This window comes from Amycolatopsis samaneae (assembly GCF_039541975.1).
Classification (GTDB): domain Bacteria; phylum Actinomycetota; class Actinomycetes; order Mycobacteriales; family Pseudonocardiaceae; genus Amycolatopsis; species Amycolatopsis samaneae.
In genome coordinates, this window is record NZ_BAABHG010000001.1 from 470,273 (window position 1) to 494,080 (window position 23,808).

The 23,808-nt window shown below is 71.4% G+C and carries 20 protein-coding genes; 5 read left to right on the top strand and 15 right to left on the bottom strand.

Annotation, left to right across the window (positions count from 1 at the left end; translation table 11 throughout):
- Nucleotides 1–118 precede the first annotated feature (118 nt).
- Both ABD987_RS02095 and ABD987_RS02100 read left to right on the top strand, forming a co-directional pair.
- Complete coding sequence (locus ABD987_RS02095) at nt 119–919, top strand: SDR family oxidoreductase (RefSeq protein WP_345386200.1); 801 nt, start codon at nt 119–121, stop codon at nt 917–919.
- Between the two features lie 2 nt (nt 920–921).
- Nucleotides 922–1,899 (top strand): aldo/keto reductase, encoded by a 978-nt coding sequence (locus ABD987_RS02100; RefSeq protein ID WP_345386202.1) that lies wholly within the window; start codon nt 922–924, stop codon nt 1,897–1,899.
- On the opposite strand, the gene ABD987_RS02105 is transcribed toward ABD987_RS02100, so the two are convergent.
- The 9 genes from ABD987_RS02105 to ABD987_RS02145 form a co-directional block, all read right to left on the bottom strand.
- Nucleotides 1,896–3,311 carry an MFS transporter gene (locus ABD987_RS02105; protein ID WP_345386204.1) on the bottom strand — a complete coding sequence of 472 codons (1,416 nt, stop codon included), beginning with the start codon at nt 3,309–3,311 and terminating at the stop codon, nt 1,896–1,898. The two genes, ABD987_RS02100 and ABD987_RS02105, sit on opposite strands and share 4 nt — an antisense overlap.
- A 123-nt stretch (nt 3,312–3,434) precedes the next feature.
- Nucleotides 3,435–4,286 (bottom strand): bifunctional 5,10-methylenetetrahydrofolate dehydrogenase/5,10-methenyltetrahydrofolate cyclohydrolase, encoded by an 852-nt coding sequence (locus ABD987_RS02110; RefSeq protein WP_345386206.1) that lies wholly within the window; start codon nt 4,284–4,286, stop codon nt 3,435–3,437.
- 76 nt (nt 4,287–4,362) lie between these two features.
- Nucleotides 4,363–4,983 carry a cyclodeaminase/cyclohydrolase family protein gene (locus ABD987_RS02115; RefSeq protein ID WP_345386208.1) on the bottom strand — a complete coding sequence of 207 codons (621 nt, stop codon included), beginning with the start codon at nt 4,981–4,983 and terminating at the stop codon, nt 4,363–4,365.
- Between the two features lie 37 nt (nt 4,984–5,020).
- Entirely contained in the window at nt 5,021–7,486 is a 2,466-nt protein-coding gene (locus ABD987_RS02120; RefSeq protein WP_345386210.1) for a GcvT family protein, read from the bottom strand.
- A 36-nt stretch (nt 7,487–7,522) separates the two neighbouring features.
- Nucleotides 7,523–8,386 (bottom strand): formyltetrahydrofolate deformylase, encoded by an 864-nt coding sequence (gene purU, locus ABD987_RS02125; protein WP_345386213.1) that lies wholly within the window; start codon nt 8,384–8,386, stop codon nt 7,523–7,525.
- Between the two features lie 264 nt (nt 8,387–8,650).
- Nucleotides 8,651–9,271: a sarcosine oxidase subunit gamma gene (locus ABD987_RS02130; protein ID WP_345386216.1), complete on the bottom strand. Its 621-nt coding sequence runs from the start codon at nt 9,269–9,271 to the stop codon at nt 8,651–8,653.
- Nucleotides 9,261–12,110, bottom strand: coding sequence for a 2Fe-2S iron-sulfur cluster-binding protein (locus ABD987_RS02135; RefSeq protein WP_345386219.1), 2,850 nt, complete (start codon nt 12,108–12,110; stop codon nt 9,261–9,263). The genes ABD987_RS02130 and ABD987_RS02135 overlap by 11 nt, the downstream gene beginning before the upstream one ends.
- Nucleotides 12,107–12,385, bottom strand: coding sequence for a sarcosine oxidase subunit delta (locus tag ABD987_RS02140; protein ID WP_345386221.1), 279 nt, complete (start codon nt 12,383–12,385; stop codon nt 12,107–12,109). The genes ABD987_RS02135 and ABD987_RS02140 overlap by 4 nt, the downstream gene beginning before the upstream one ends.
- 16 nt (nt 12,386–12,401) lie before the next feature.
- Complete coding sequence (locus tag ABD987_RS02145; RefSeq protein WP_345386223.1) at nt 12,402–13,634, bottom strand: sarcosine oxidase subunit beta family protein; 1,233 nt, start codon at nt 13,632–13,634, stop codon at nt 12,402–12,404.
- Nucleotides 13,635–13,694: 60 nt separating this feature from the next.
- On the opposite strand from ABD987_RS02145, the gene ABD987_RS02150 reads away from it, so the two are divergent.
- Nucleotides 13,695–14,342: a GntR family transcriptional regulator gene (locus ABD987_RS02150; RefSeq protein WP_345386225.1), complete on the top strand. Its 648-nt coding sequence runs from the start codon at nt 13,695–13,697 to the stop codon at nt 14,340–14,342.
- A gap of 5 nt (nt 14,343–14,347) precedes the next feature.
- Here ABD987_RS02150 and ABD987_RS02155 read toward each other — a convergent pair whose 3' ends face one another.
- Nucleotides 14,348–15,481: an aromatic ring-hydroxylating oxygenase subunit alpha gene (locus ABD987_RS02155; protein WP_345386227.1), complete on the bottom strand. Its 1,134-nt coding sequence runs from the start codon at nt 15,479–15,481 to the stop codon at nt 14,348–14,350.
- 49 nt (nt 15,482–15,530) lie between these two features.
- Entirely contained in the window at nt 15,531–16,616 is a 1,086-nt protein-coding gene (locus ABD987_RS02160; RefSeq protein ID WP_345386229.1) for an S-(hydroxymethyl)mycothiol dehydrogenase, read from the bottom strand.
- A gap of 386 nt (nt 16,617–17,002) precedes the next feature.
- Between ABD987_RS02160 and ABD987_RS02165 the strand changes: the two genes are divergently transcribed.
- Together ABD987_RS02165 and ABD987_RS02170 are read left to right on the top strand one after the other, a co-directional pair.
- On the top strand, nt 17,003–17,338 hold the full coding sequence (locus ABD987_RS02165; RefSeq protein ID WP_345386231.1) for a bifunctional 3-phenylpropionate/cinnamic acid dioxygenase ferredoxin subunit: 336 nt from the start codon (nt 17,003–17,005) through the stop codon (nt 17,336–17,338).
- On the top strand, nt 17,335–18,519 hold the full coding sequence (locus ABD987_RS02170; RefSeq protein ID WP_345386233.1) for an NAD(P)/FAD-dependent oxidoreductase: 1,185 nt from the start codon (nt 17,335–17,337) through the stop codon (nt 18,517–18,519). The genes ABD987_RS02165 and ABD987_RS02170 overlap by 4 nt, the downstream gene beginning before the upstream one ends.
- A 15-nt stretch (nt 18,520–18,534) precedes the next feature.
- Here the strand turns inward: ABD987_RS02170 and ABD987_RS02175 are convergent, their stop codons facing one another.
- From ABD987_RS02175 to ABD987_RS02190, 4 genes are all read right to left on the bottom strand, one after another.
- On the bottom strand, nt 18,535–18,705 hold the full coding sequence (locus tag ABD987_RS02175) for a hypothetical protein (protein WP_345386236.1): 171 nt from the start codon (nt 18,703–18,705) through the stop codon (nt 18,535–18,537).
- Between the two features lie 118 nt (nt 18,706–18,823).
- Nucleotides 18,824–20,383 carry a methionine--tRNA ligase gene (gene metG, locus ABD987_RS02180; RefSeq protein WP_345386803.1) on the bottom strand — a complete coding sequence of 520 codons (1,560 nt, stop codon included), beginning with the start codon at nt 20,381–20,383 and terminating at the stop codon, nt 18,824–18,826.
- A gap of 135 nt (nt 20,384–20,518) precedes the next feature.
- Nucleotides 20,519–21,661, bottom strand: coding sequence for a P-loop nucleotide/nucleoside kinase family protein (locus ABD987_RS02185; protein WP_345386238.1), 1,143 nt, complete (start codon nt 21,659–21,661; stop codon nt 20,519–20,521).
- 40 nt (nt 21,662–21,701) lie between these two features.
- Nucleotides 21,702–23,792: a hypothetical protein gene (locus ABD987_RS02190; RefSeq protein WP_345386240.1), complete on the bottom strand. Its 2,091-nt coding sequence runs from the start codon at nt 23,790–23,792 to the stop codon at nt 21,702–21,704.
- Nucleotides 23,793–23,808 lie beyond the last annotated feature (16 nt).

A 23,808-nucleotide genomic window follows, 5' to 3' on the forward strand; every position in this document is an offset into this window, starting at 1 on the left:
GCGCGATGACCAGCACTTTTATCATCCGCCTCGCAGCTTTCGACGACAATTTACTCACCGGCGTCACAAAACACCGGAATAGCCACCGGAGTACGACAAAAATGGCACTGGAGCACACGTGGAAGTGACAGGACGAGTCGTCGTGCTGACCGGCGCGGCACACGGGATCGGCGCCGCGATGGCGCGGCGCTTCGCCGCCGACGGCGCGGCCGGGGTGGTGGTCTCCGACCTCGACCTCGCCGCGGCCGAACAGGTCGTGGCCGGGATCGCCGCCGAGGGCGGCACCGCGATCGCGCGGCACGCCGACGCGACGTCCAAACAGGACCTGAAGCGGCTGGTCGCCACCGCGCGCGCCGAGTTCGGCCCGGTGGACCTGTTCTGCTCCAACGCGGGCGCCGCGTTCGGCACCGGGGTGCACGCGGCCGACGAGCAGTGGGCGCGGTCGTGGGCGGTCAACGTCATGCAGCACGTGCACGCCGCGCAGGTCGCGCTGCCCGCGATGCTCGGCCGCGGCGAAGGGTACCTGCTGATCACCGCGTCCGGCGCCGGGCTGCTCGGCACGCCGGGCGACGCGCCGTACTCGGTCACCAAGCACGCCGCCGTCGGGCTCGCCGAATGGCTGGCCATCACCTACCGGCCACGCGGCGTGCGGGTCAGCGCGCTGTGCCCGCTCGGGGTGCGCACGGCGCTGCTCGAACCGGGCCTGGCCGCCGGGCATCCCGCCGCGCTCGCGATCGCCGCGGCGGCGCCGCTGCTGGAGCCGGAGGACGTGGCCGCCTCGGTCGTGCGCGGCCTGGCCGCGGAGGAGTTCCTGATCCTGCCGCACGAGTCGGTCCGGGAGACCTACGCGCGCAAGGCGCGCGGGCTCGACGAGTGGATCGACCACACCATCACCGAGACCGGCGCGAGGAAGGGCTGAGCATGGAACACCGCAGGCTCGGCGACAGCGGGCTGGCCGTCAGCGAGATCGCCTACGGCAACTGGCTCACCCACGCCGACGGCGCCGCGTGCGTCGCCGCCGCACTCGACGCGGGCGTCACGACCTTCCACACGGCCGCGGCCTGGGCCGAAGGCGCGGCGGAGGAGGCGCTCGGCGCGGCGCTCGCCGGGGCCCGCCGCGACGATCTCGTGCTGTGTACCGGGGTGTTCTGGCCGGAGGGCGCCGGCCCCAACGCCGCCGGGCTGAGCCGCAAGCACCTGCGGGCTTCCCTGCACGGCTCGCTCCGGCGGCTGGGCACCGACCACGTCGACGTCTACCAGCTGCTGCGGTTCGACTACCGGACACCGCTCGACGAAACCTTCCTCGCGCTCTCGGATCTGGTGCGGCAGGGGAAGGTCCTCTACGTGGGCACCGCGGAGTGGACGGCCGACCAGCTGGCACAGGCGAGTGCCGCCGCGCGGCGGTTCGACGTCCCGCTGATCGCCAACCAGCCGCACTACTCGATGCTGTGGCGGGTGGCCGAGGCACAGGTGATGCCGGTGTGCGCGCGCGAGGGCATCGGCCAGTTCGCGTCGGTCGCCCTCGCCCAGGGCGTGCTGACCGGCAAGTACCGGCCGGGGCACGTCCCGCCGGGATCCCGCGCGGCCGCCGGGGGCGAGGCACGGAGGTCCGTGTGGCCGCTGCTGATGCCGGACCTGCTCGACCGCGTCGGCCTGCTGCGCGGGGTCGCCGACGACGCCGGGCTGACCATGGCCCAGCTCGCGCTGGCCTGGGCGTTGCAGCACGACACCGTCGCCTCGGTGATCACCGGCGCGAGCACCCCCGCGCAGGTCGTCGAGAACGCCAAGGCCTCCGGGATCTCCCTCGACCTCGACGTGCTGACGCGGATCGATCAGCTGCTGGGCAGCTTCGTGCAGACCGATCCGCGCCTGACCTGGTCCCCGCCCGCGACCGGCTAGCGGGCCGCGTGCTCCCGCAGTGCCCGCGCCTCCGCCTCGGTCGACACCGCGGGCGGCGAACCCGGCAACGGCTTGCGCGCGGACTCCTTGGTGAAGAAGCACGCGACGGCACCGATGATCCCGGCGATGATGAGGTAGTACCCCGGCCAGTTCAGGTCGCCGGTGACCGCGATGAGCGAGGCCGTCACCACCGCCGTCGTCCCGCCGAAGAGCGACACCGAGATGTTGAAGGCGATCGACAGGCCGCCGTAGCGGATCTCGGTCGGGAACAGCGCGGGCAGTGTCGAGGGCATGGTGCTGTTGAAGCACACCAGCATCAGGCCCATCATCGCCAGCCCGCCGAAGACGGGGCCGACCCCGCCCGCGCGCATGAGCAGCACCGACGGCACCGCCAGTACCACCATGAACGCGCAGCCCGCGAAGATCACCGGCCGCCTGCCGATGCGGTCGGACAGCCGCCCGACGAAGGTGATGAACACCATCATCAGCAGCAGGACGACGATCTGCAGCACCTGCGAGGTGGTCTCGCTGATGCCGGCGTGGTCCGGCAGCCCGGCGAGATAGGTCGGCATGTACGAGGTGAGCATGTAGTTGGTGACGTTGAAGACCAGCACCAGCCCGCCGCAGACCACCATCGGCCGCCAGTACTTGACGAAGATCGTGCGGATCTCGCGCAGCGTCTGACTTCCCTCGCGGCCCTGCGACTCGTCGGCGAGCGCCTTGAACGCCGGGGTCTCCTCCAGCTTGAGCCGCAGGTAGAGACCGATCAGGCCGAGCGGCCCGGAGATCAGGAACGGGATCCGCCAGCCCCAGCTGAGCAGATCCTCCTCCGGCAGCACGGTGGTGACCACGGTCGCGATGGTCGCGCCGAAGGCGTACCCGGTCAGCGTGCCGAACTCCAGCCAGCTGCCGAGGAAACCGCGCCGCTTGTCCGGGGCGTACTCGGCGATGAACGTCATCGCGCCGCCGTACTCGCCGCCGGTGGAGAAACCCTGGAGCAGCCGGGCCGCGAGCATCAGCATCGGCGCCGCCGCGCCGATCGCGCCGTAGCTGGGGATGAACGCGATCACGAACGTGCCGACGGCCATCAGGATGACCGTGATCGAGAGCACCTTGGTCCGGCCGATCCGGTCACCGAGCGGGCCGAAGAACATCCCGCCGAACGGACGGACCAGGAAGGCGACCGCGAACAGCCCCAATGTCCCGATTGTCCCGACTGTCTCGTTGGCGCCGGTGAAGAAGACCTTTCGGATGGTCACTTCGAGGTAGGCGAACACCCCGAAGTCGAACCATTCGGTCACGTTGCCGATGGCCGCCGCGCCGATGGCCCGCCGGATCACCCCCGGCTCGGTCACCGTGACCCTGCCCGCCTCCGCGGGCCGCTCACCTGCGACTTCGTCCGGATTTCCCACGGACCCACCCTCCTGTCTCGCATCCGGCGACCCACTGTCCGGCCGCCGATCACGGTCTCACCGCCCGTGAAACCGTCGCGGTCTCCTTCCGCACCAGGAAACCGTTTTACCGGACGCGAGCGGTCACCGCTGAGTGAGGTGGGCGGCGGCTGCCACGGTGTGCCCGAGCAGCAGGGCCGTGGTGACCGGCCCGACACCGCCGGGCACCGGGGTCAGCGCACCGGCCACTTCGGACACTTCGGGCGCGACGTCCCCCACCAGCCCGCCGTCCCCGGCCGGGTTCGTGCCGACGTCGACCACGACGGTGCCGGGCGCGACGTGCCCTGCCGTGACCAGCCCGGCCCGGCCCGCCGCCACGACCAGCACGTCGGCCCGGCGGGTCATCCCGGGCAGGTCGGCCGTGCGGGAGTGGCACACGCTGACCGTGGCGTCGCGGGCCAGCAGCAGGTGTGCCGCGGGCACACCGACCACTGTGGACCGTCCGACCACGACGACATGCCGCCCCGGCAGCGGGACCTCGTGGTGGTCGAGCAGCGCCACGACGGCCTCGGCGGTGGCGGGCGCGAACGCCGGGAGCCGCGCGGCGAGCCGCCCGAGACTCGCCGGATTGGCCCCGTCGACGTCCTTCGCCGGGTCGATCGTGCCCGCGAGGTCAGCCGCCGACGCCCCTTCGGGCAACGGTGTCTGGAGGATGACTCCGTGCACCGTGTCGTCGGCGCTCAGCGTCTCCAGCGCGCGCCGGATCTCCGCGACCGTGGCGTCCGCGCCGAGGTCGACGACGTCGCACACGATCCCGGACTTCGCGGCGGCCTTCGCGATCGAGCGGACGTACCAGAGACTGGAGCCGTCGTCGGTGGCCACCACGACCGCGAGCCTCGGCGGTGTCCCGGCGGCGGTCAGCGCGTCGGCGGCCTCCTTCGCCCTGGCCCGCAGCGAAGCCGCGAGTTCCTTACCGGACAACGAAATCGCGCTCATGCGATCGCCTCACTCCGCGAGACGGTGTTCGATCCTTTGTGGCGCATGACATCCGTGATTCGCGCGCAAGCGTCGCTCATGCGCCCAGCCCCGCCCGCACCTCGGCGGTGACCTTGTCCGCCCGTGCGCGGATCCCGTCCACACCGTCCTTCGTGGCGACCAGCCCGGCGCGGGCCTCCTCGTCACGGACACCGCCGAGGTTGACCTCGATGTTGACCCGAGCGGTGGTGGCTCCGGCCCGCGCCGCTTCCACGGCCGCGGCGATGTCGGTGACGACGTTGCGGTTGCCGACCGGCAGCAGCCGCTCGGCCAGCGTCACCACCTCCCCGGCGGCGCCGATCACCTCGGCAGGCGGGCGGCACGCGCCGAGCAGCGCGTCCGCGATGGCGTGCGACCTGGCCTTCTTCTCGTCCTCGGTCCCCTTGGGCAGCGCGTACGCCGCGGTGACCGCGGTGAACGCCGACGCGTCCCTTTCGGCCAGCCGTAGTGCCCGCTGCCGCAGTTCGTCGGACTCGGCGACGACGCCGTCGATCACCTCACGGGCCCCGGCGTACTTCGGGCCGTCGCTGTACCGGGCGACCATCCCCACCAGCGCGGCGGCCTGCGCGACGTGCAGGGCCGCCGTCGCACCCCCGCCAGGGGCCGGGACCCGCGCGGCCAGCCGTTCCAGGAACTCACTCAGGATCTGATCGCGCATCGGGCCTCGTCCTCCGGTCGTTCGTCACGGATCGTGCTCAGCGGCGGATGCGCTCCATACCCGGGTCGAACAGCGGTTCGGCGGCGACGGTGGCCGCGACGCGGCGGCCGAAGTACTCGATCTCCACCGCCGTGCCGACCTCGGCCGTGGCGGGCAGCCACGCGTAGGCTATCGGCCCCCGGACGGTGAACCCGTAGGCGGCACTGGTGACGTAGCCCGCGGGCCGCCCGGCCACGAACACCGGCTCCTTGCCCAGCACCACCGAGCGCCCGTCGTCGATGGTGAGACAGCGCAGCCTGCGCGCCGCCGTCTCTTCGCTCCTCCCTTCGATGGCCGCCCTGCCGACGAACTCGCCCTTGGCCGAGCGCACCGCGAAGCCGACGCCCGCCTCGTACGGATCGTGTTCGGTGGTCATGTCCGTGCCCCACAGCCGGTAGCCCTTCTCCAACCGGAGGCTGTTGAACGCGGCGCGGCCCGCGGCGATGACACCGAACTCCTGCCCGGCGGCCCACAGCGCGTCCCACAGCCGGAGCCCGTTGTCCGCGCCGGTGTAGATCTCCCAGCCCAGTTCGCCCACATAGGACAGTCGCATCGCGGTGACCGGTACCCCGGCGATCCGCGCCCGCCGGGCCCGGAAGTACTTGAGGCCCTCGTGCGAGAAGTCCTCCCGGCTCAGCGGCTGGACCAGCTCCCGCGCCGCCGGACCCCAGACACCGAGGCAGCAGGTCCCGCCGGTGACGTCCCGCACCCGGACGCTCCCGTCGCCGGGCAGGTTCTTCCGGAAGTGGTCGACGTCGAGGGTGCCGTTGATCCCGATCTGAAAGACGTCGGCTTCGAGGCGGGCCACGGTGACGTCACTGCGGATGCCGCCCGCGTCGTCGAGCATCAGCGTGTAGGTGACCGAGCCGACCGACTTGGTGAGCTTGTTGGTGGTGAGCCGCTCCAGGAACGCGAGCGCGCCCGGCCCGCTGACCTCGACCCGTTTGAGCGGGGTCATGTCGTAGAGCGCGACGGCGGTGCGGGTCCGCCACGCCTCCGCGGCCGCGATCGGCGAGTGGAACCGCGCCGACCAGCCGTCCCGGGCCGGGGGCAGCCACTCGTGCGGCATCTGTTCGACCAGCGGCGCGTTCGCCTCGTACCAGTGCGGCCGCTCCCAGCCCGCGGCCTCCAGGAAGAACGCGCCCAGCTCCCGCTGCCGCGCGTGGAACGGCGTGACCCGCAGGTCACGCGGGGAAAGCTTGGGCTGCAGGGGATGCAGGACGTCGTAGATCTCGACGAAGTTCTGTTTCGAGGTCTCGTCGACGTACTCCCGCGCGAGCTGGACCTCCTCGAAACGGTTGACGTCGACCTCGTGCAGGTCGGTCTCCGAACGCCCGTGCACCAGCTGCTCGGCCACGGCCTTCGCGATCCCCGCCGAATGGGTCACCCAGACGGCCTCGGCCACCCAGAACCCGCGCACGTCCGCGGACTCGCCCACGAGGGACTGGCCGTCCGGGGTGAAAGAGAAGATGCCGTTGAACCCCTCCTCCACCTTGGTCCGCCGCAGCGCGGGCAGCAGCAGCGTGCTCTGCTCCCAGGACGGCGCGAAGTCCGCCTCGGTGAACGGGAGCATCGACGGCATCGCGTGCTCACTGACCTCCGCCACATCATCCACTTCGGACAGTTCGACCGGCATCGGCCGGTGCGCGTAGGACCCGATGCCGAGCCGGTCGTGGTGCTCGCGGAAGTAAAGATCCTGGTCCTGGTGGCGCAGGATGGGCAGACTCGCCTCGGAGACCTCGGTGGTGCGCCCGGCGAGCTCGGCGAGCCGGCCCGTCCTGGCGTACTGATGCGCCAGTGGCAGCAACGGGATCTCCATCCCGGCCATCGCGCCGATCCGGCGCCCCCAGAATCCCGCGCAGGACACCACGATGTCGGCGTCGAACACCCCGGCATCGGTTTCGACCCCGGTCACCCGGCCGCCGCTCCGGCGTACCCCGGTGACCCGGGTGCCGCCGAGGAACCGGGCGCCGCGGGCCTCGGCGCGACGGGTCAGCGCCACGACCGCGCGCCCGGCCTTCGCCAGCCCGTCGGTCGGGACGTGCAGCGCGCCGAACACCATGTCGACGTCCAGCAGCGGATATCGGCGGAGGCATTCCTCCGGGCCGATGAGCGCGGACTCGATGCCCCACGACGTCGCCCAGCCGTGCTTGCGTTTGAGGTCCTCCCAGCGCGCGGGTGTCGTCGCCACCTCCATCCCGCCGACGGGGTTGAAACACGGCAGCCCGTCCACCTCGAGCGCGGAGAACTTCTCGACGGTGTAGCGCGCGAACTCCGTCATGGTCTTGGACGCGTTGGTCTGGAACACCAGGCCGGGCGCGTGCGAGGTCGAGCCGCCGGTCAGCGGCAGCGGGCCCTGGTCGAGCACCGTGACCTCGGCCCACCCCCGGGCGGTCAGCTCGTCGGCGAGGTTGGCGCCCACGATCCCGGCGCCGATGACGACGACACGTGGCGATGCGGCCATGGGAATCCTCCTGGATCGGGAGTGGTCGGGGCCTGGTCAGCGAAAGACGACGGTGCCGGCGCCGTTGAGCAGGACCCGGCGTTCGCAGTGCCAGCGGACCGCGCGGGACAGCGCGAGCGCCTCGGCGTCGCGGCCGACGGTCACCAGCGCGCGGGGCCCGTAGCTGTGGTCGACCCGCTGGACCTCCTGCTCGATGATCGGCCCCTCGTCGAGATCGGGGGTGACGTAGTGGGCGGTCGCGCCGACGTACTTGACGCCGCGCTCGTAGGCCTGGTGATAGGGCTTGGCACCCTTGAACCCGGGCAGGAACGAGTGGTGGATGTTGATCGCGCGCCCCTGGAGCTTGCCGCACAGCTCGTCGGAGAGCACCTGCATGTACCGCGCGAGCACGACGAGGTCGATCCGGTGCTCGTCGACCAGTTCGAGCAGCCGCCGCTCCGCCTCGGGCTTGGATCCCGGTGTGACCGGCACGTGCGCGAACGGGACACCGGCGGCCTCGGCCATCGGCCGCAGGTCCTCGTGGTTGGACACCACCAGCGCGATGTCCGCGCCGAGGCTGCCCGCCCGCCAGCGGAACAGCAGATCGTTGAGGCAGTGCCCGAACTTCGAGACCATGACCAGGATCCGGTCCGGGCGTCCGTCGGAGAAGGCGAACTCCATCGCGAACTCCCGTGCCACCGGCCCGAAATCCTGGGCCAGACCGTCCACAGTGGTCTCTTCCGGCCGCACTCCGCCGGGGTGGGTGAAGGACGTGCGGAGGAACAGCGTGCCGTGGACGTCGTCGTCGAACTGCTGGTGCTCGACGATGTCGCAGCCCCGGCCGAGGAGGAACGACGTCACCGCGTGCACGATGCCGGACCGCTCGGGACAACTGAGAGTCAGGGTGAAGGGCGGGGCCACGGAAATCCTCCTCGATGCCCAAGGGACCAACTGGAGAACACTTGATATATCAGTTGCATGTTACGCGCTCGGGTGGCGCCGGGTCAACCGGCGGGCAAGGCACCGCTGCCCGCCGCCGAGGTTGTCCTTTGTGGACTCCGGTGCGGTGAAGGACCCCGGGTTCAGTGTGCGTGGTCTGCCGGATCGGGGCAGGGGGTGGGCGTTTTCGCGTGATTGGAGGCAGAACTCGTGTGATCGGACGGCGATCTCGCGTGATCGGCGGCGTCACTCGGTGGCGGCGTCCAGCAGCCAGGCGGCGCAGTACTCGGCGAAGGAGGACCGGACCAGCAGCGCGAACCCGGCGCGGGCGGCGTCGCGGACCAGCAGCACGATTCCCGTTCTGGCGAGCAGGGTCTGCACGCAGGTCCCGGTGCCGGCCACGGACGGGTGCAGGTCCACCGAGCATCCGTGGGCGAGCACCTCCCTGGCCCTCGGCCCGGACAGCGTCAGCAGCGTCCGCTGGCCCGACACGTCGACCACCGCGCCCGCCGCGGGAGCAAGCGCCGCACGCACGGTGTCCTCCAAAGCTGTGTCCTCCGAAGCGGTGTCGTCCAAAGCGGTGTCCTCCGGGGTGGGAGGACCACCGAGGACGAGGTATTCGTCCGGCCCCATCCAGCAGATCTCCAGCGTGCCGTGGGAACCGGAACCCCGGGTGAACGTGCAGGGCCCGGACGGCAGCGCGACTCCCAGTGCCTCGCCCACCCGCGTGGCCGCGGCCGCGTCGCGAACGCGCACGGTCAGCTGGGACGTGCGGGGTTCCTCGGCCACGCGCAGCGCGGGCGCGAGCGCGGCGAACCGGGCGCTCCACTCCGCGAGCGGCGAACGCCGGGTGACCTCAACCGTCACGGCGAGCCCCTTCCTTGTCGTACAACACCGATTCGGTGACCGTCACCGGGACCACGCGACCCTCGACCGGCACGTACAGCGTCGACCCGATCCGCTCGCGCCCGGACCGCACCACGGCCAGCGCGAAGGTCCGCCCCAGCGCCGCGCTGCGGTAGCTCGACGTCACGTGGCCGAGCATGCGCACCGGCGGCTCGGGCAGGTGCTCGGTCCCGACGAGCTGCGCGCCCTCCGGAAGCACCAGGTCCGGATCGACCGGCAGGAGGCCGACGAGCTGTTTGCGGTCGGGGCGCAGGTTCTCCGCGCGGGTGAACGACCGTTTCCCGAGGAAGTCGGCCTTCTTCTTCGACACCGCCCACGACATCCCGAGATCCTGCGGCGTCATCGTCCCGTCGGTGTCCTGCCCGATGATGGGATACCCCTTCTCCGCGCGCAGGACGTGCATCGTCTCGGTGCCGTACGGCGTGATCCCGTACGGCTCCCCCGCCGCCATCAGTGCCTCCCACAGGGCGAGGCCGTACCAGGACTTCACGTTGATCTCGTACGCCAGCTCACCGGAGAAGCTGATCCGGCACACGCGGGCCGGGATCCCGGCGACCTCGGTGTCCCGCCAGGTCATGAACCCGAAGGCGTCGTTGCCGACGTCGAGCCCCGGCGCCACCGCGGCCAGCACCTCGCGCGAGCACGGCCCGACCAGCGGCACGGTGACCCAGTGCTCGGTCACCGACGTCGCGAACACCGTCAGGTGCGGCCACTCCGTCTGCAGCCACTCCTCCATCCAGTCGAGGACCATCGCCGCGTTGCCGGTGGTGGTGGTCACCAGCCACCGGTCCTCGGCGGCGCGCAGGACGGTGCCGTCGTCGATCACCATGCCGTCCACACCGCACATGACGCCGTACCGGACCCGGCCGACCTTCAGCGTGCTCATCATGGTGGTGTAGAGCAGGTCGAGGAACGTACCGGCGTCCGGCCCCTGGAGGTCGATCTTGCCCAGGGTGGACCCGTCCATCATCGCCACGCCCTCCCGGGCGGCGCGGCATTCCCGCAGGACGGCGGTGTCCATGCTCTCGCCGGGAAGCGGGTAGTACCACGGCCGTTTCCACTGGCCGACGTTCTCGAACCTCGCACCGCGCGCCACGTGCCACGGGTGGATCGCGGTGACCCGGACGGGGTCGTGCAGCTCGCCGCGGTCACGTCCGGCCAGCGCCGCGAACGGCACCGGCGTGTAGGGCGGGCGGAACGTGGTGGGCCGTCCTCGCGCGAGATCGGTGCCCAGCTCGTCGGCCACGATCCCGGCGGCGAGCATGCCGGAGGTCTTGCCCTGGTCGTGCGCGGTGCCGATGGTGGTGTACCGCTTGACGTGCTCCAGCGAGCGCAGCCCGGCACCGGTCGCGCGGAGCACATCGGTGACCGTCGCGTCCCGCTGGAGGTCGACGAACCGGGTATCACCGTCCACAAGGGACTTTCCGTCGGGCACCCGCCACAGGACCGCGCCCGCGACCTCCTCGGGCCGGGCGCCGGACACCGGCAGCGGGAAGTCCGCGGCCACGGCGAATCCCGCCGCGGCGACCGCGGCGTTCCCCGCCTCCCTGCCCTGCCGGACGCACCCGGCCAGGTCGGGCACGCCCGCGGCCGATCCGGCGACACGCAGCGCGGGCAGGGGTTCGGCCGGGACGTACGCGCCGAGTGCGGGCGCGTACCGCAGCGTTCCGCGCGCCTGGCCGAACAGGTGCACGACCGGGTTCCAGCCCCCGGACACCAGCAGCGCGTCACACGGGATCGTGGTGACCTCGCCGCCCGGCGCGGCCACCTCCACCCCGGCCACCCGGTCGGCCCCGGAGGTCCCGGTGACGAACTGTCCACAACGGACTTCGATGCCCCGTGCCGCGCACTCGGCCAGCCGCTCCGCGGGCCCCTCGGCCCTGGCGTCGACCACCGTCGCGACGCGCACCCCGGCGTCGGCGAGGTCGAGCACGGCGCTGTAGGCACTGTCGTTGGTGGTGAACAGCACGACGCGGCGGCCCGGCACGACCCCGTAACGGTGCAGGTACGCACGGGCGGACGCGGCGAGCAGAATGCCCGGCCGGTCGTTGCCCGCGAACACCACCGGCCGCTCGTGCGCGCCGGTGGCGACCACGGCCTGCTTGGCCCGGATACGCCAGACACGCTGGCGGACAAGGGTTTCCGGGGCCACACCCAGATGGTCGGTCCGCCGCTGGAGTGCCAGGAAGAACCCGTCGTCGTAGGCACCGAACGCCGTCGTGCGTTCCAGCACCAGCACCTCCGGGAGCGACCGCAGCTCCTCGGCGACGCCTCGGATCCACTCCCGCGCGGGCCGGTGGTCCAGCAGCTCGTTCGAGCCGAGCAGCGATCCGCCCGCCTCGGGCCGCTCGTCGACCAGCACCACCCGGGCACCGGTGCGCGCGGCCGCCAGCGCGGCGGTGAGCCCGGCCGGCCCGGCCCCGACGACCAGGACGTCACAGTGGACGTGCTGATGGTCGTACCGCGCCGGGTCGGGCTCGTCGGCGAGCCGCCCCTGACCGGGCAGCCCGCGCGCGACCAGGCCCTCGCGCAGTTCGACCGTGGTGGCGGTCAGCATCGGCTCGGGGAACGGCTTTTCCAGCTGTACCAGCGCGTTCGGCTCCTCGGCCCCGGCGGACATGACGCCGCGGGGGCGGCCGAGCCGGACGCTGGTGGCGACCCGGTGCACGCCGTGGGCCAGCAGCGCGGACGCCAGGGTGTCGCCCTGGTAGCCGGTCAGGACCCGGCCGTCGAAGAGGAACTCGATCGGCCTCGCGCGGTCGACGTGCCCGCCGGTGGGCAGCCGGAAGGGCGCGCTCACGGGAGCACCGGCCGGGGCTCGTCCAGGCGGTACACCGCGAGGAACTCGTGGGAGACGGTGTCGCGGACGGCGTTGAACCAGCGGCGGCAGCCCGCGGAATGGCTCCACCGCTCGGCGAACGGACCGGCCGGGTTGTCGCGGAAGAAGACGTACCGCGCCCATTCCTCGTCGGACAGTGCCGAAGGGTCGGCCGGGTAGGGCACATGGGCCTGGCCGCCGTAGCGGAACTCGGCCTCCTCGCGGGGCCCGCACCAGGGGCAGCGAATCAGTTGCACGAAAAACTCCAGAAGCTCAGTGGGCGACGGCGGCCGCGCCGTGCTCGTCGACGAGCGCGCCGGTGATGAAACGCTCCAGGGCGAACGGCTCCGCGTACGGGTGTGGCTCGTCCTTCGCGACGGTGTGCGCGAAGCAGTCGCCGACGCCGGGGGTGGCCTTGAATCCGCCCGTCCCCCAGCCACAGTTGAGGTACAGGCCGCCGACCGGGGTGAGCCCGACGATCGGGGACGCGTCGGGCGTGACGTCCACGATGCCCGCCCAGGTGCGCAGCAGGTGGGCCCTGGCGAAGACCGGGAACAGCTCCAGCGCGGCGGCCATCTGCTGTTCGATGATGTGGAACGAACCCCGCTGGCCGTACCCGGTGTAGCCGTCGATCCCGGCACCCATCACGAGTTCGCCCTTGTGCGCCTGCGAAACGTACACGTGCACGGCGTTGGACATGACGACCGTGGGATGCACCGGTTCGAGCAGCTCGGACACCAGGGCCTGCAGCGGATGCGAGGACACCGGGAGTTTCAGCCCGACCATCGACGCCAGCACCGCGGAGTGCCCGGCCGCGCACAACGCCACCCGGCCCGCGGCGACCCTGCCCCGCGTGGTCTCGACGGCGGTGACCCGGCCCTGCCGGGTCTCGATGCCGGTGACCTGGCAGTTCTGCACGAGGTCGACCCCCATCGCCGCCGCCGCGCGAGCGAAGCCCCAGGCCACGTAGTCGTGCTTGGCGATCCCGGCGCGGGGCTGGAAGGTGGCGCCCAGCACCGGATAACGCACCTCGGGCGAGATGTTGACGATCGGGCAGATCTCCTTCACGCCCTCGGCGTCCACCCATTCGGCGTCGATCCCGTTGAGCCTGTTCGCGTTGACGCGCCGGACACTGTCGCGGACGTCCTGGAGGCTGTGCGCCAGGTTCAGCACGCCACGCTGGTCGAACAGGATCGGGTAGCCGAGATCCTCCTCCAGGCCCTCCCACAGTTTCAGGGAGTGCTCGTAGATCCCGGAACTCTCGTCCCACAGGTAGTTGGACCGGATGATGGTGGTGTTGCGGGCCATGTTGCCGCCCGCGAGCCAGCCCTTCTCCAGCACGGCGACGTTCGTGATGCCGTGCACCTTGGCGAGGTAGTACGCGGTCGCGAGCCCGTGCCCCCCGCCCCCGACGATCACGACGTCGTAGGAGCGCGCGGGATCCGGGTCGTCCCACAGGAAATCGGGGTGCTCGGGCAGCCGCGCCCCGGGAGCGGTGGCGGTCACGGGACTCCTTTCCGTCTGGTCGACTACTGGTATATCAGTCGTCGATGTAGACTAACTCGGGTGAGCACACAGGTCAACAACCTCTCCCTGGCGGAAAAGGCCTACCTCCACATCCGCGATCGCCTGGTCATGCTGGACATCAAACCGGGAGAGCCGATCAACGAAGAGGGGCTCGGCGCCGCCCTCGACATGGGGCGCACGCCGATCCGGGAAGCGCTGAAGCGGCTCGAAACCGAGCGCCTCGTCGTCGCGTACCCGCGTCGAGGCACGTTCGCGACCGAGGTCAACATCTCCGATCTCGCGCACATCTCCGAGGTGCGCCGGACGCTGGAGCCGATGGCCACCGCCGCGGCCGCGGAGCGCGCCTCGGCCGCCGAACGCGAGGCGCTGCGCGTCCTGCGCGGGCAGCTGGACGTGGCGGCACCGGGGGGCGACAACGCCGATCTCCTCCAGGCCGATCTGAGCGTGCACCGCGCGGTCTACCACTGTGTGCACAATCCCTTCCTGGAGGACACGCTGCTGCGCTACGACAACCTCGCCACGCGGATCTGGTGTGTCTTCGTGCCCCGCCTGCGGGGGATGGCGGGGCACGTCACCGAGCACGTCCCGCTGCTGACGGCGATCATCGAGGGCGAGGCGGACAAGGCGGCCGCGCTGACGCTCGACCACGTCAAGGGGTTCGAACGGGCCATTCGTGCCCTCATCTGAGCACCTCAGGCGAGCCGGGCGCGGACCCAGTCGTGGAACTCGCCGATGTGGTGTTCGCTGGGCACGAGCACCCCGCCCCTCGCGTACGAGCGTGAGCCCATCGCGAGCTGGCACCGTTCGCACGCGTCGAAGTCCTGCTGGTTCACCCGGTGGAACAGCTCGACCGAGCGGGTGAGGTCCACCCCGGACTCCACCACCTCGGGCAGGTACAGCCAGTCACAGCGCACGATCGTGCGGTCCGGGGCGAGCGGGAACATCCGGTGCACGATCACGTGATCGGGCACGAGGTTGACGAACACCTGCGGCCGGACGGTGATCGCGTAGTAGCGGCGGTCCTGGTGCTCCCCCACGCCGGGCAGCCGGTCGAGGCCGGCACCGCCGTCCACCGTGAATCCCCGGACCTCGTCGCCGAACTCGGCGCCGTGACCGACGTAGTACTGCGCGGCGTAGCCGTCGGCGAACTCGGGCAGCACCTCGGTCAGTTCGGGGTGGATGGTCGCGCAGTGGTAGCACTCCATGAAGTTCTCGATGATCTGCTTCCAGTTCGCCCGCACGTCGTATTCGACGCGGCGGCCCAGCGCCAGCTCGTCGACGGCGTAGGCGGCGATCTCGTCCGGCCCGCCGAGGCGGCCGTCGACGTCGGCCATCACGGTGGTCTCGAAGGACGGCGGCTCCTCGGCGAGGCACACCCAGGCATACCCCAGGTACTCCCGCAGGTGCAGCCGGATGAGCCCGAACTCGGCGCGGTCGACGTCCGGCATGCCGGTGAGGTTGGGCGCGGCGATCAGCCTGCCGTCCAGCCCGTAGGTCCAGGCGTGGTACGGACACTGGAAGGACCGCCGGACCGCGCCGCGCTCCTCCGTGCACAGCCGGGCCCCTCGATGACGGCAGACGTTGAGGAACGCGCTGAGCGTCCCGTCGCGGCCCCGGGAGATCAGCACGCTTTCCCTGCCGACCTGGACGGTTTCGAACATGCCCGGCGTCGGCAGGTCCGCACTGCGCACGGCACAGAACCACGAGGTCTCGAAGATCCGCACCTGCTCCAGCGCGAAGATCTCCGGGTCGGTGTAGAAGTGGCCGGGCAGGGTCGCGATGAGACTCGGGGGCAGTTCGGTGCGCGGCAGATCGGTACTGGTCATCACGAAGCTCCTCTCGGTGGTGGGACGGTCGGTGCGGGACGCGGGAGGGTCAGAACAGCACCACCGAGCGGAGGACCTCGCCGTGGCGCATCTTCGCGAACGCCGCCTCGACCTCGCCGAGCCCGATCGTCTCGCTGACGAACGCGCCCAGTGGCAGGCGGTCCTGGCGGTAGAGGTCGACCAGCATCGGGAAGTCCCGGCCGGGCAGGCAGTCCCCGTACCACGACGACCGGACCGCGCCACCGCGCGAGAACACGTCCACCAGCGGCAGTTCGAGGCGCATGTCGGGGGTGGGCACGCCGACCAGCACGACGGTGCCCGCGAGATCGCGCGCGTAGAACGCCTGCTCGAACGTCTCGGGCCGGCCGACCGCGTCGATCACGACGTCGGCGCCGTGCCCGCCGGTGAGCCCGCGGATCGCTTCCACCGGTTCGGCCCGTTTCGCGTTGATCCTTTGCGTGGCACCGAGTTCGACGGCCTTGGCGAGCTTCGCGTCGTCGATGTCGACCGCGATCACCTCGCGGGCCCCGGCCAGCCGCGCCCCGGCGATCGCGGCCCCGCCGACGCCGCCGCAGCCGATCACGGCGACCGTGTCGCCCCGGCCGACCTGCCCGGTGTTGATCGCCGCGCCGATCCCGGCCATCACCCCGCAGCCGAGCAGGCCCGCGACCTCCGGCGGGACACCGGGATCGACCTTCGTGCACTGCCCGGCGGCGACCAGCGTCTTCTCCGCGAACGCGCCGATGCCGAGCGCCGGGGACAGCGGGGTGCCGTTGGTCAGCGTCATCGGCTGTCGCGCGTTGTGCGTGTCGAAGCAGTACCAGGGACGCCCGCGGCGGCAGGCCCGGCACACACCGCACACCGCGCGCCAGTTGAGCACCACGAAGTCACCCTCGGCCAGGTCGGTCACGCCGTCCCCGACCGACTCGACGACACCGGCGGCCTCGTGCCCGAGCAGGAACGGGAACTCGTCGTTGATGCCGCCCTCGCGGTAGTGCAGGTCGGTGTGGCAGACACCGCAGGCCTGGATCCGCACCACGGCCTCGCCGGGGCCGGGGTCGGGAACCACGATGCCGGTCACTTCGACGGGCGCGCCCTGCTTGCGCGCGACCACGCCACGAACCTGTTGTGACACAGGCTTTTCTCCTCTCCGCGGGGTCCGGGTACCGCAGCGGGAACGGGCAGCGCCGCGGGTTCCCCGGCCGGGACGCCGGTGGGATCGAGAGGCGCGAAGGAGGATTGAGTTGCGTATTACGCATGCGGTTGCCCTAGTGGAAACTCACGATGACGGGGCGTCCAGCCGGTGTCAAGACGCGTTCCCCGGCGCGCCCTGAACGGAGCACACCGGTCCGCCGGTCGTGAAAATTCCGCCGAAACTACCTGGCCGTAGCTCTTGACGCGTCCCCGCGGCGGGACTCAAACTTTGTTGCGCATCTTGGTTTGAGTTTCGCAGTACGCAACTCAGCCACTCACAGTCCCACACTCTCCGACACATCGGCCCGGCACTTCCGGAGGTTCGACATGATGCGCGCGTGCACGGTGGACGAGCTGCCTCCCGGGGAATCCGTGCGGATCCCCGGGCCCGCGCCCATCGCGGTGTTCAACGCCGACGGTGAGCTGTATGCCATCGACGACACGTGCAGCCACCAGGACGCCTCCCTCGCCGAGGGCTGGCTCGAGGGCTGTTTCGTGGAATGTCCCCTGCACGCCGCCCTCTTCGACCTGCGCACCGGCATGCCCTCGTGCCTCCCCGCGAAGAAGCCGGTGCGCACCTACGCCGTCCTCGTCGAAGACGGCGTCGTCTACGTCCACGCGGACAACGCGGACAACGCGGAAGGCCAGGAGGACGCCGCGTGAGGAGCGTCGCGATCGTGGGGGCCTCGCTGGCCGGTGCCCGCGCACTCCAGGAGCTGCGCGGTCAGGGCTTCGACGGTGAGGTGGTGCTGATCGGCGAGGAGCCGCACCGGCCCTACGACCGACCACCGTTGTCGAAGGAGTTCCTGGCGGGGGCGATCGACCGGGACGCGCTGGACCTGCTCGACACCGAGGACGACCTCGGCGTCACCTACCGCCTCGGCGTGCGCGCCGAGCGGCTCGACCCGGCCAACGGACGGCTGACGCTCTCCGACGGCGGCGAGGTCTTCGCCGACGGTGTCGTCATCGCCACCGGCGGGCGGGCCCGCACGCTCCCCGGCGCCGAGGGTGTCGCCGGGGTGCACGTCCTGCGCACCCTCGACGACGCGCTGCGGCTGCGTGCCGAACTGAGCGGGTCTCCCCGGGTGGTGGTGGCCGGTGCCGGGTTCGTCGGCGCCGAAGTCGCCTCCACCTGCCGGGGTCTCGGCCTTGAAGTGACAGTGCTGGAGGCACTCGACGCCCCGCTTTCGCGCGTGTTCGGCCCGGAGCTGGGCGCGGTGTGCGCGCGGCTGCACGCCGAGCACGGGACGCGGCTGCGCTGCCGGTCCGTCGTGAGTGGACTGACCACAGTGGACGACGGGCCGAGGGGGCGCCGGGTCACCGGGATCGATCTCGCCGACGGCGGGCACCTTCCCGCGGACGTCGTCGTGGTGGGCATCGGCATGTCGCCGGCCGCCGACTGGCTGATCGGCTCGGGCCTGACCGTCGGCAACGGGGTGCACACCGACCGCGGCCTGGTCACCGAACTGTCCAATGTGGTCGCGATCGGCGACGTCGCGCGGTACGCCGGCGAACGGGGCGACCGGCTGCGTCACGAGCACTGGACGAACGCGACCGAGCAGGCCGGGGTCGCGGTGACCAACCTCCTGGCGGGCCGGACGGTCCGGGGCCACACGGCGAGCGGGTACGTCTGGTCCGATCAGTACGGCGGCCGGATCCAGGTCGCCGGACATCCCGCTCCGGGCGACCGGCTCGTCCTCGTCGAAGGGACCACGGAGGATTCGTCCTTCGCGGCCACCTTCGAACGGGACGGTGGCACAGTCGGCGTGTTCGCGCTGAACAACGCGAAGCTGTTCAACCGGCTCAGGCGTCAGGCGCTCCGGCCGCCCGCACCGGTCGCCTGACGCCGTCCGCCCGGCTCAGTGCCCGGCGTGCCAGCTCGCGCGCAGGACACGCTCGCCGTGCTCGTCGATCACCGCCCGCCAGGTCATCCGCAGCGCGGGGCGCGTGGTGACGGCGGACCGCTCGATCGGCCGCCGGGGCGCCGGAGTGGTCGTGTCAGTGGCACGCGAGTAGATGGTCGTGGTCATGGTGACCTCCCGGAGGTTCGAGGGATGTGGATGAGCCGGGACTGTGTTCTGGACTCATGGCCCTCACCTCCTCCGGTCGGCGTTCCGTTGCCCCCGAGTAAACCCCAGGTCACCCCCGTTAGTCAAATGATTGCGCAAGTGTTCCAGTGTCGACGGTCGCGAGGCGCCGGAACAGCGGGCGCGCTCCGGGCAGCCGCCCGTCCCGCTCCGCGCAGGCCTGGGCCACCCGTCCCGCCGCGTCCGGCAGGAAGGGCGCCAGCTCCTCGCCGACGGTCCGGCACGCCCGCACAAGGGTGGCCAGCACGGCGTCGAGTTCTCCCGGGTCGGCGCGCTCGGCCTTCGCCAGTTCCCAGGGCTTGGCCTGGTTGACGAAGCGGTTGGCCTCGTCGACGATCGCCTGCACCGCCGCGGTGGCACGGCGGAAGTCGAACTCCGCCAGGGCTTCGGCGATCTCCGCCGCGGCCACGCGGCACGCGTGGTCCACCCGCTCCGCGCCCGGTGCCCGGCCGCCGGTGGGAACAACCCCGTCCCGGTACCGGTGGACCATCGCGACGACCCGCTTGACGAGATTGCCCAGCCCGTTGGCGAGTTCGTCGTCGGACCGGGCGACGAGCCGGTCGCGTGTGAAGTCGGCGTCCCCGGCGCGGGGCACCTCCCGCAGCAGCCACCAGCGGACGGCGTCGGTGCCGTACTCCCCCGCCAGTACGGCCGGGTCGACGGTGTTCCCGGCGGACTTGCTGATCTTGCGGCCCTCGTGGGTGAGGTAGTCGTGCACGACGATGTCGGTCGGCAGCGGTTGCCCCGCCGAGAGCAGCATGGCCGGCCAGTAGACCGCGTGGAACCGGAGAACTCCCTTGCCCACCAGGTGAATCCGGCGATCGGAATCGAGCCACCAGCGCCGGTGCGCGGCGTCGCCGGACCCGTAGCCGAGCGCGGTGAGGTAGTTGCCGAGCGCGTCCCACCACACGTAGATCACCTGCCCGGGGTCGCCGGGCACCGGGATCCCCCAGCCTCGCGCGCGGTTCGCCGAGCGGGAGACGGAGAAGTCCGAGAGCCCGCCCGCCAGGAACCCGAGGACCTCGTTGCGTCGCTGCGCCGGTTCGATCCGGAGGCGTCCGCTCTCGACGAGGTCGCGCAGTTGGCCGGTGTAACGGGAAAGCCGGAAGAACCAGTTCTCCTCGGCCACCCGCTCCGGCGGCACGTCGTGCTCGGGACACCGCCCGCCGGGCAGTTCGGACTCGCCGTAGAACTGTTCACAGCCGACGCAGTAGAGCCCCTCGTAGTACCGGCGATAGAAGTCCCCCGCCTCGGCGCAGGCATGCCACAACTTCTCGACCCCGGTGCGGTGCCGATGATCGTGGCTTGTGCGGAGCACGTCGTCGGTGGACAGGGAAAGCGGCTCGCGCAGGGCGATGAACGCCGCGGCGTTGCGGTCGACGAACTCCCGCACCGGTATCCCCGCCGCCTCCGCGGCCAGCACGTTCTTCAACGAGTTGTCGTCGGTACCGGTCTGTAGCCGGACCCGGTCGCCCAGCCGACGCCGATGCCGGGCGAGCACGTCGGCCTGGACGAGTTCCAGCGCGAAACCCAGATGTGGCCGGGCGTTGACGTACGGGATGGTGGTGGTGAGGTAGGTGGTGGACAGCGGAACCTCCGGGTGGACACGGGGCTCCGAGATCGTTCGAGGCCCCTGGACAGGGCCTCGGACAGATCATCCGCGCAGAGTCACCGGCCCCGGGAACGGGGCATCATGGCGGTACGCGCGGAGATCATGACGTGAGGCTAGCCGACCACGTCCGGTCCCGCCACCGGTTTACGCCAGCCCCGGCCAGTCGCCCGTCCGCGCGCGGACCAGCCGCGCCACCTCCTCGGCGGAGCGATCACCGGTGTCGACGCGGAAGTCGCCGATTCCCGCGCGGTCCAGCTCTTCCGCTTCGCGTGCCGCCCGTTCCGCCAGCGAACGCAGGTCTTCGGCGGATCGGCCGTTCAGGTCGTCACCGGGAATCGGGGGTCCCGCACCGCGCCCGCGCCGCAGGATCCGGTCGGTCAGCGCGGCGGGGCCGGCACGCAGCAGGCACACCTTCGGCCGCGTACCTGGTACGGCGGCGAGGTACCGGTCCACGGTGGCCTGGTCACCGGCGCCGCCGGACACGATCAGGCACCGGGCCCCGGCGGCGTGGAAGTTCGCCCAGAGGGCACCGAGGTTGCGTGCCTTCAGCCGGTGGCCTCCCGGATCGTCCGGCGCGGGACGGCGAAACCCGAGCTGCGCCAGGTCGACATACGCGGTCCGGACGCCGGACCCGATGAGCCCGGCGAAGATCTCCCAGGCCACCGCGGACTTGCCGACCCCGCGCGGGCCGCACAGCCACAGCATCGGCGCCGCTCCTTCGTCTACTGTGGACGGTGGGATCGCTCGCTCCGCCGTCCCTTCGACGACCGGCGGCCAGCCGGTCTTCTCCCGGACCAGCCGCGCCACCTCGGCCACGGACAGCCCGTCGGTGTCGACACGCAGTTCGCCGGTCTCCGCGCGGTCCAGCGATTCGGCGTGCTGGACGGCGGCGTCCGCGAGCTGCGGCTGCCAGCCCCGAGCCGTGATCCGGTCCCGCAGCGTTCGCTCGCCCGCGCGCAGCCGGCACAGGGTCAGCGCGATCCCCGGCATCCGCTCGGCGTACGCCCGCACGGCGTCGGCGGTTTCCAGAATCCCCGACACCAGGAGTCCCCGCGCCCCCGCGTCCCGGACGACCGACCCGACCGCGGCGAGGTTGGCCGCCTTGAGCCGTTCGTTGCCCGGATCGTCCCCGGGCGCGGGATGGCACAGGCCGAGCTGGTCGACGTCGACGTACACGGTGTCGACGCCGGTACGGCCGAGTTCGCCGAAGATCTCCCACGCCACAGTGGACTTACCGACGCCGGAGGGGCCGTGGAGCCAGAGCAGGGCAAAGGAACCGTCGCGCACGCGATCAGGCTAGGGGAAGCCGCGGTGCCCGGCGATCGGATTACCGGCGCGCGACCCTGATCGCCGGGGTCACCCCGGGATCGTCGCTGCGCAGCGTCCAGTCGCCATTCCACTCGAAGCCCGGATTCCGCACCGCCAGCCCGATCGTCTCGACGTTGTCCACCCCGACGTCGACCGCGAGGTCGGCCGCCGGGCTGGTGGTGCAGAGCTGGAAGGCGAGGGTCACTTCGTCCTTCCCCCGCGCGAACTCGGTGACGTCGATCGGCCCCTGCCCGGATTCGCCGTTCATCCACAGCCCGGCCCACCAGTCGGCCACGTCGTGCTCGTAGACCACCTGTCCGTCGACCAGCGCCCGCTTGACCAGGTGTCCCTGCGCGGCCGGTGTCCTGGCGTACTGGTCACGGTCCCAGAACGAGATCTCGTACCGCGCCGAGGACCGGTCCACGCCGACGACCTGGCTCGCCGACGCGCACGCGCCCGCCCTGGTCGCGGTCCGTTCCGGCACGGTGAACCCCAGCCGCCCGTGCCCGTACATCGCGCTGTCGTCGGTGCGGTAACCCCGCGTCGGCGGCTCGGGCGGGTACGGGCGGTTCACGAACGGCAGACCACGCAGCGTCGTGGCGACCGCCTCCCGGATCCGGGCGGGCCGGTCCTGGACGTAGTGGTCGAGCGAGGGCAGCAGCGCGCGGTTGTCGGACACCAGCCGCCAGCCACGGTCGTTCTCGAACCCGCCGTTCACCACGGTCAGGCCCTCGCCGGTGACGTCGTCGAAGCCGACGTCGAGCGGGAAGTCGCCGACCCCGTTCCGGTCGAGGATCCGCAGCGTGATGGTCGCGGATTCCTTGCCCCGCAGCGCTTCGGTCAGGTCGACGGTGTGCCGCACCCAGCCGAACCCGCCCGGATCGGTGACGTCGGACTCCCACGCGACGGCGCCGTCGACGAGCAGTTGCTTGAAGTGGTACCCGGCGCCGCCGAGATTCCCGTAGTTGCCGTCGTAATCCACAAAGGACAGTGATTTCCCCGCCGCCGCCGTGTCGACCCGGACCCGTTGCTCGGCCCCGGCGTAGTCGCCGGGCCTGGTCCCGATGAAGGACGGGAGCGCCACGCTCAGCCTGCCGATGCCGTGCGCGGCCCGGTTGCCCGCGGTGATGTTCGGCTTGTCCCCCAGCGGCAAGCCGTAGTTGTTGATCCCGAGGATCCGTCCGTCGCGCGCGTAGGGCAGCGCGGCCTGGATCGACGCCGCGACGTAGTTCTCGTCCGGCGGCAGGGCCGCGTCCAGGAACCTGTTGGTGTACAAGAGGAACAGCACGCCCATGTCACGCGGTTTCGCCTGGGCCAGTATCGCGTCCAGGTTCGGCCGGACCGCCGCCGGGTCCTGCGTGTTGCTGGTGAAACCGAGGTAGGGGTACACGATGCCGTCGATGAACGGGGCGAAACGCTCGTAGAACGCCGGGCTGATCGCGTCCGAATAGTACGCGGTCGTGTAGAACCCGAGTTTCGGGTTGACCGCGTCCTGGGCGTCGACGATCTTGTGCATGTACTCGGGCGTGAACAGCTGCCCGTTCTGGCCGATCAGGAAGTCGTCGATCGCCCACGCCACCACGTTCGGGTACCGCACGGACAGCTTCGCGATCTCCCGCGCCCAGGTGACGAAGTCCAGTTTGTACGGTCGCGAGCACCGGCCGCTCCGCGACGGGACCGGGTCGTCGAAACACTCCGACGGCGGAACCACGTACACCCAGATCCGGATCCCCGCGGCGGCGGCCACGGGCGCGAACTCGGTACGCAGGTCGTCCCAGTCCGTCGGGGCGTCCCAGATGCCGTAGACGTAGGTGTTCAGCCCCTCCCGTCTCAGTTTCGCCACGAGCGACGGCGTGTCGATGTGGCGGTAGCCGTCGGCGCGCGGGCGCGGCTCACGCACGACGGCGTCGACGGTGTTCCCGCCCGACATCGCCGCCTTGATCCCGCCTTCGGGCACCACGGACCGGCGGATCTCGGCCAGGGACGCGGCCTTGACCCGCCGGGTGTCGTGGCCGGGCTGGGCCACGGCGGGCGTGAACGCCGTCATGGCGAGTGTCACGCAGGATCCGAGGACGAGCACCAGCCTCGGCAAGTGACGGGGACCGCGCATGGTTTTCCTCCAGCCT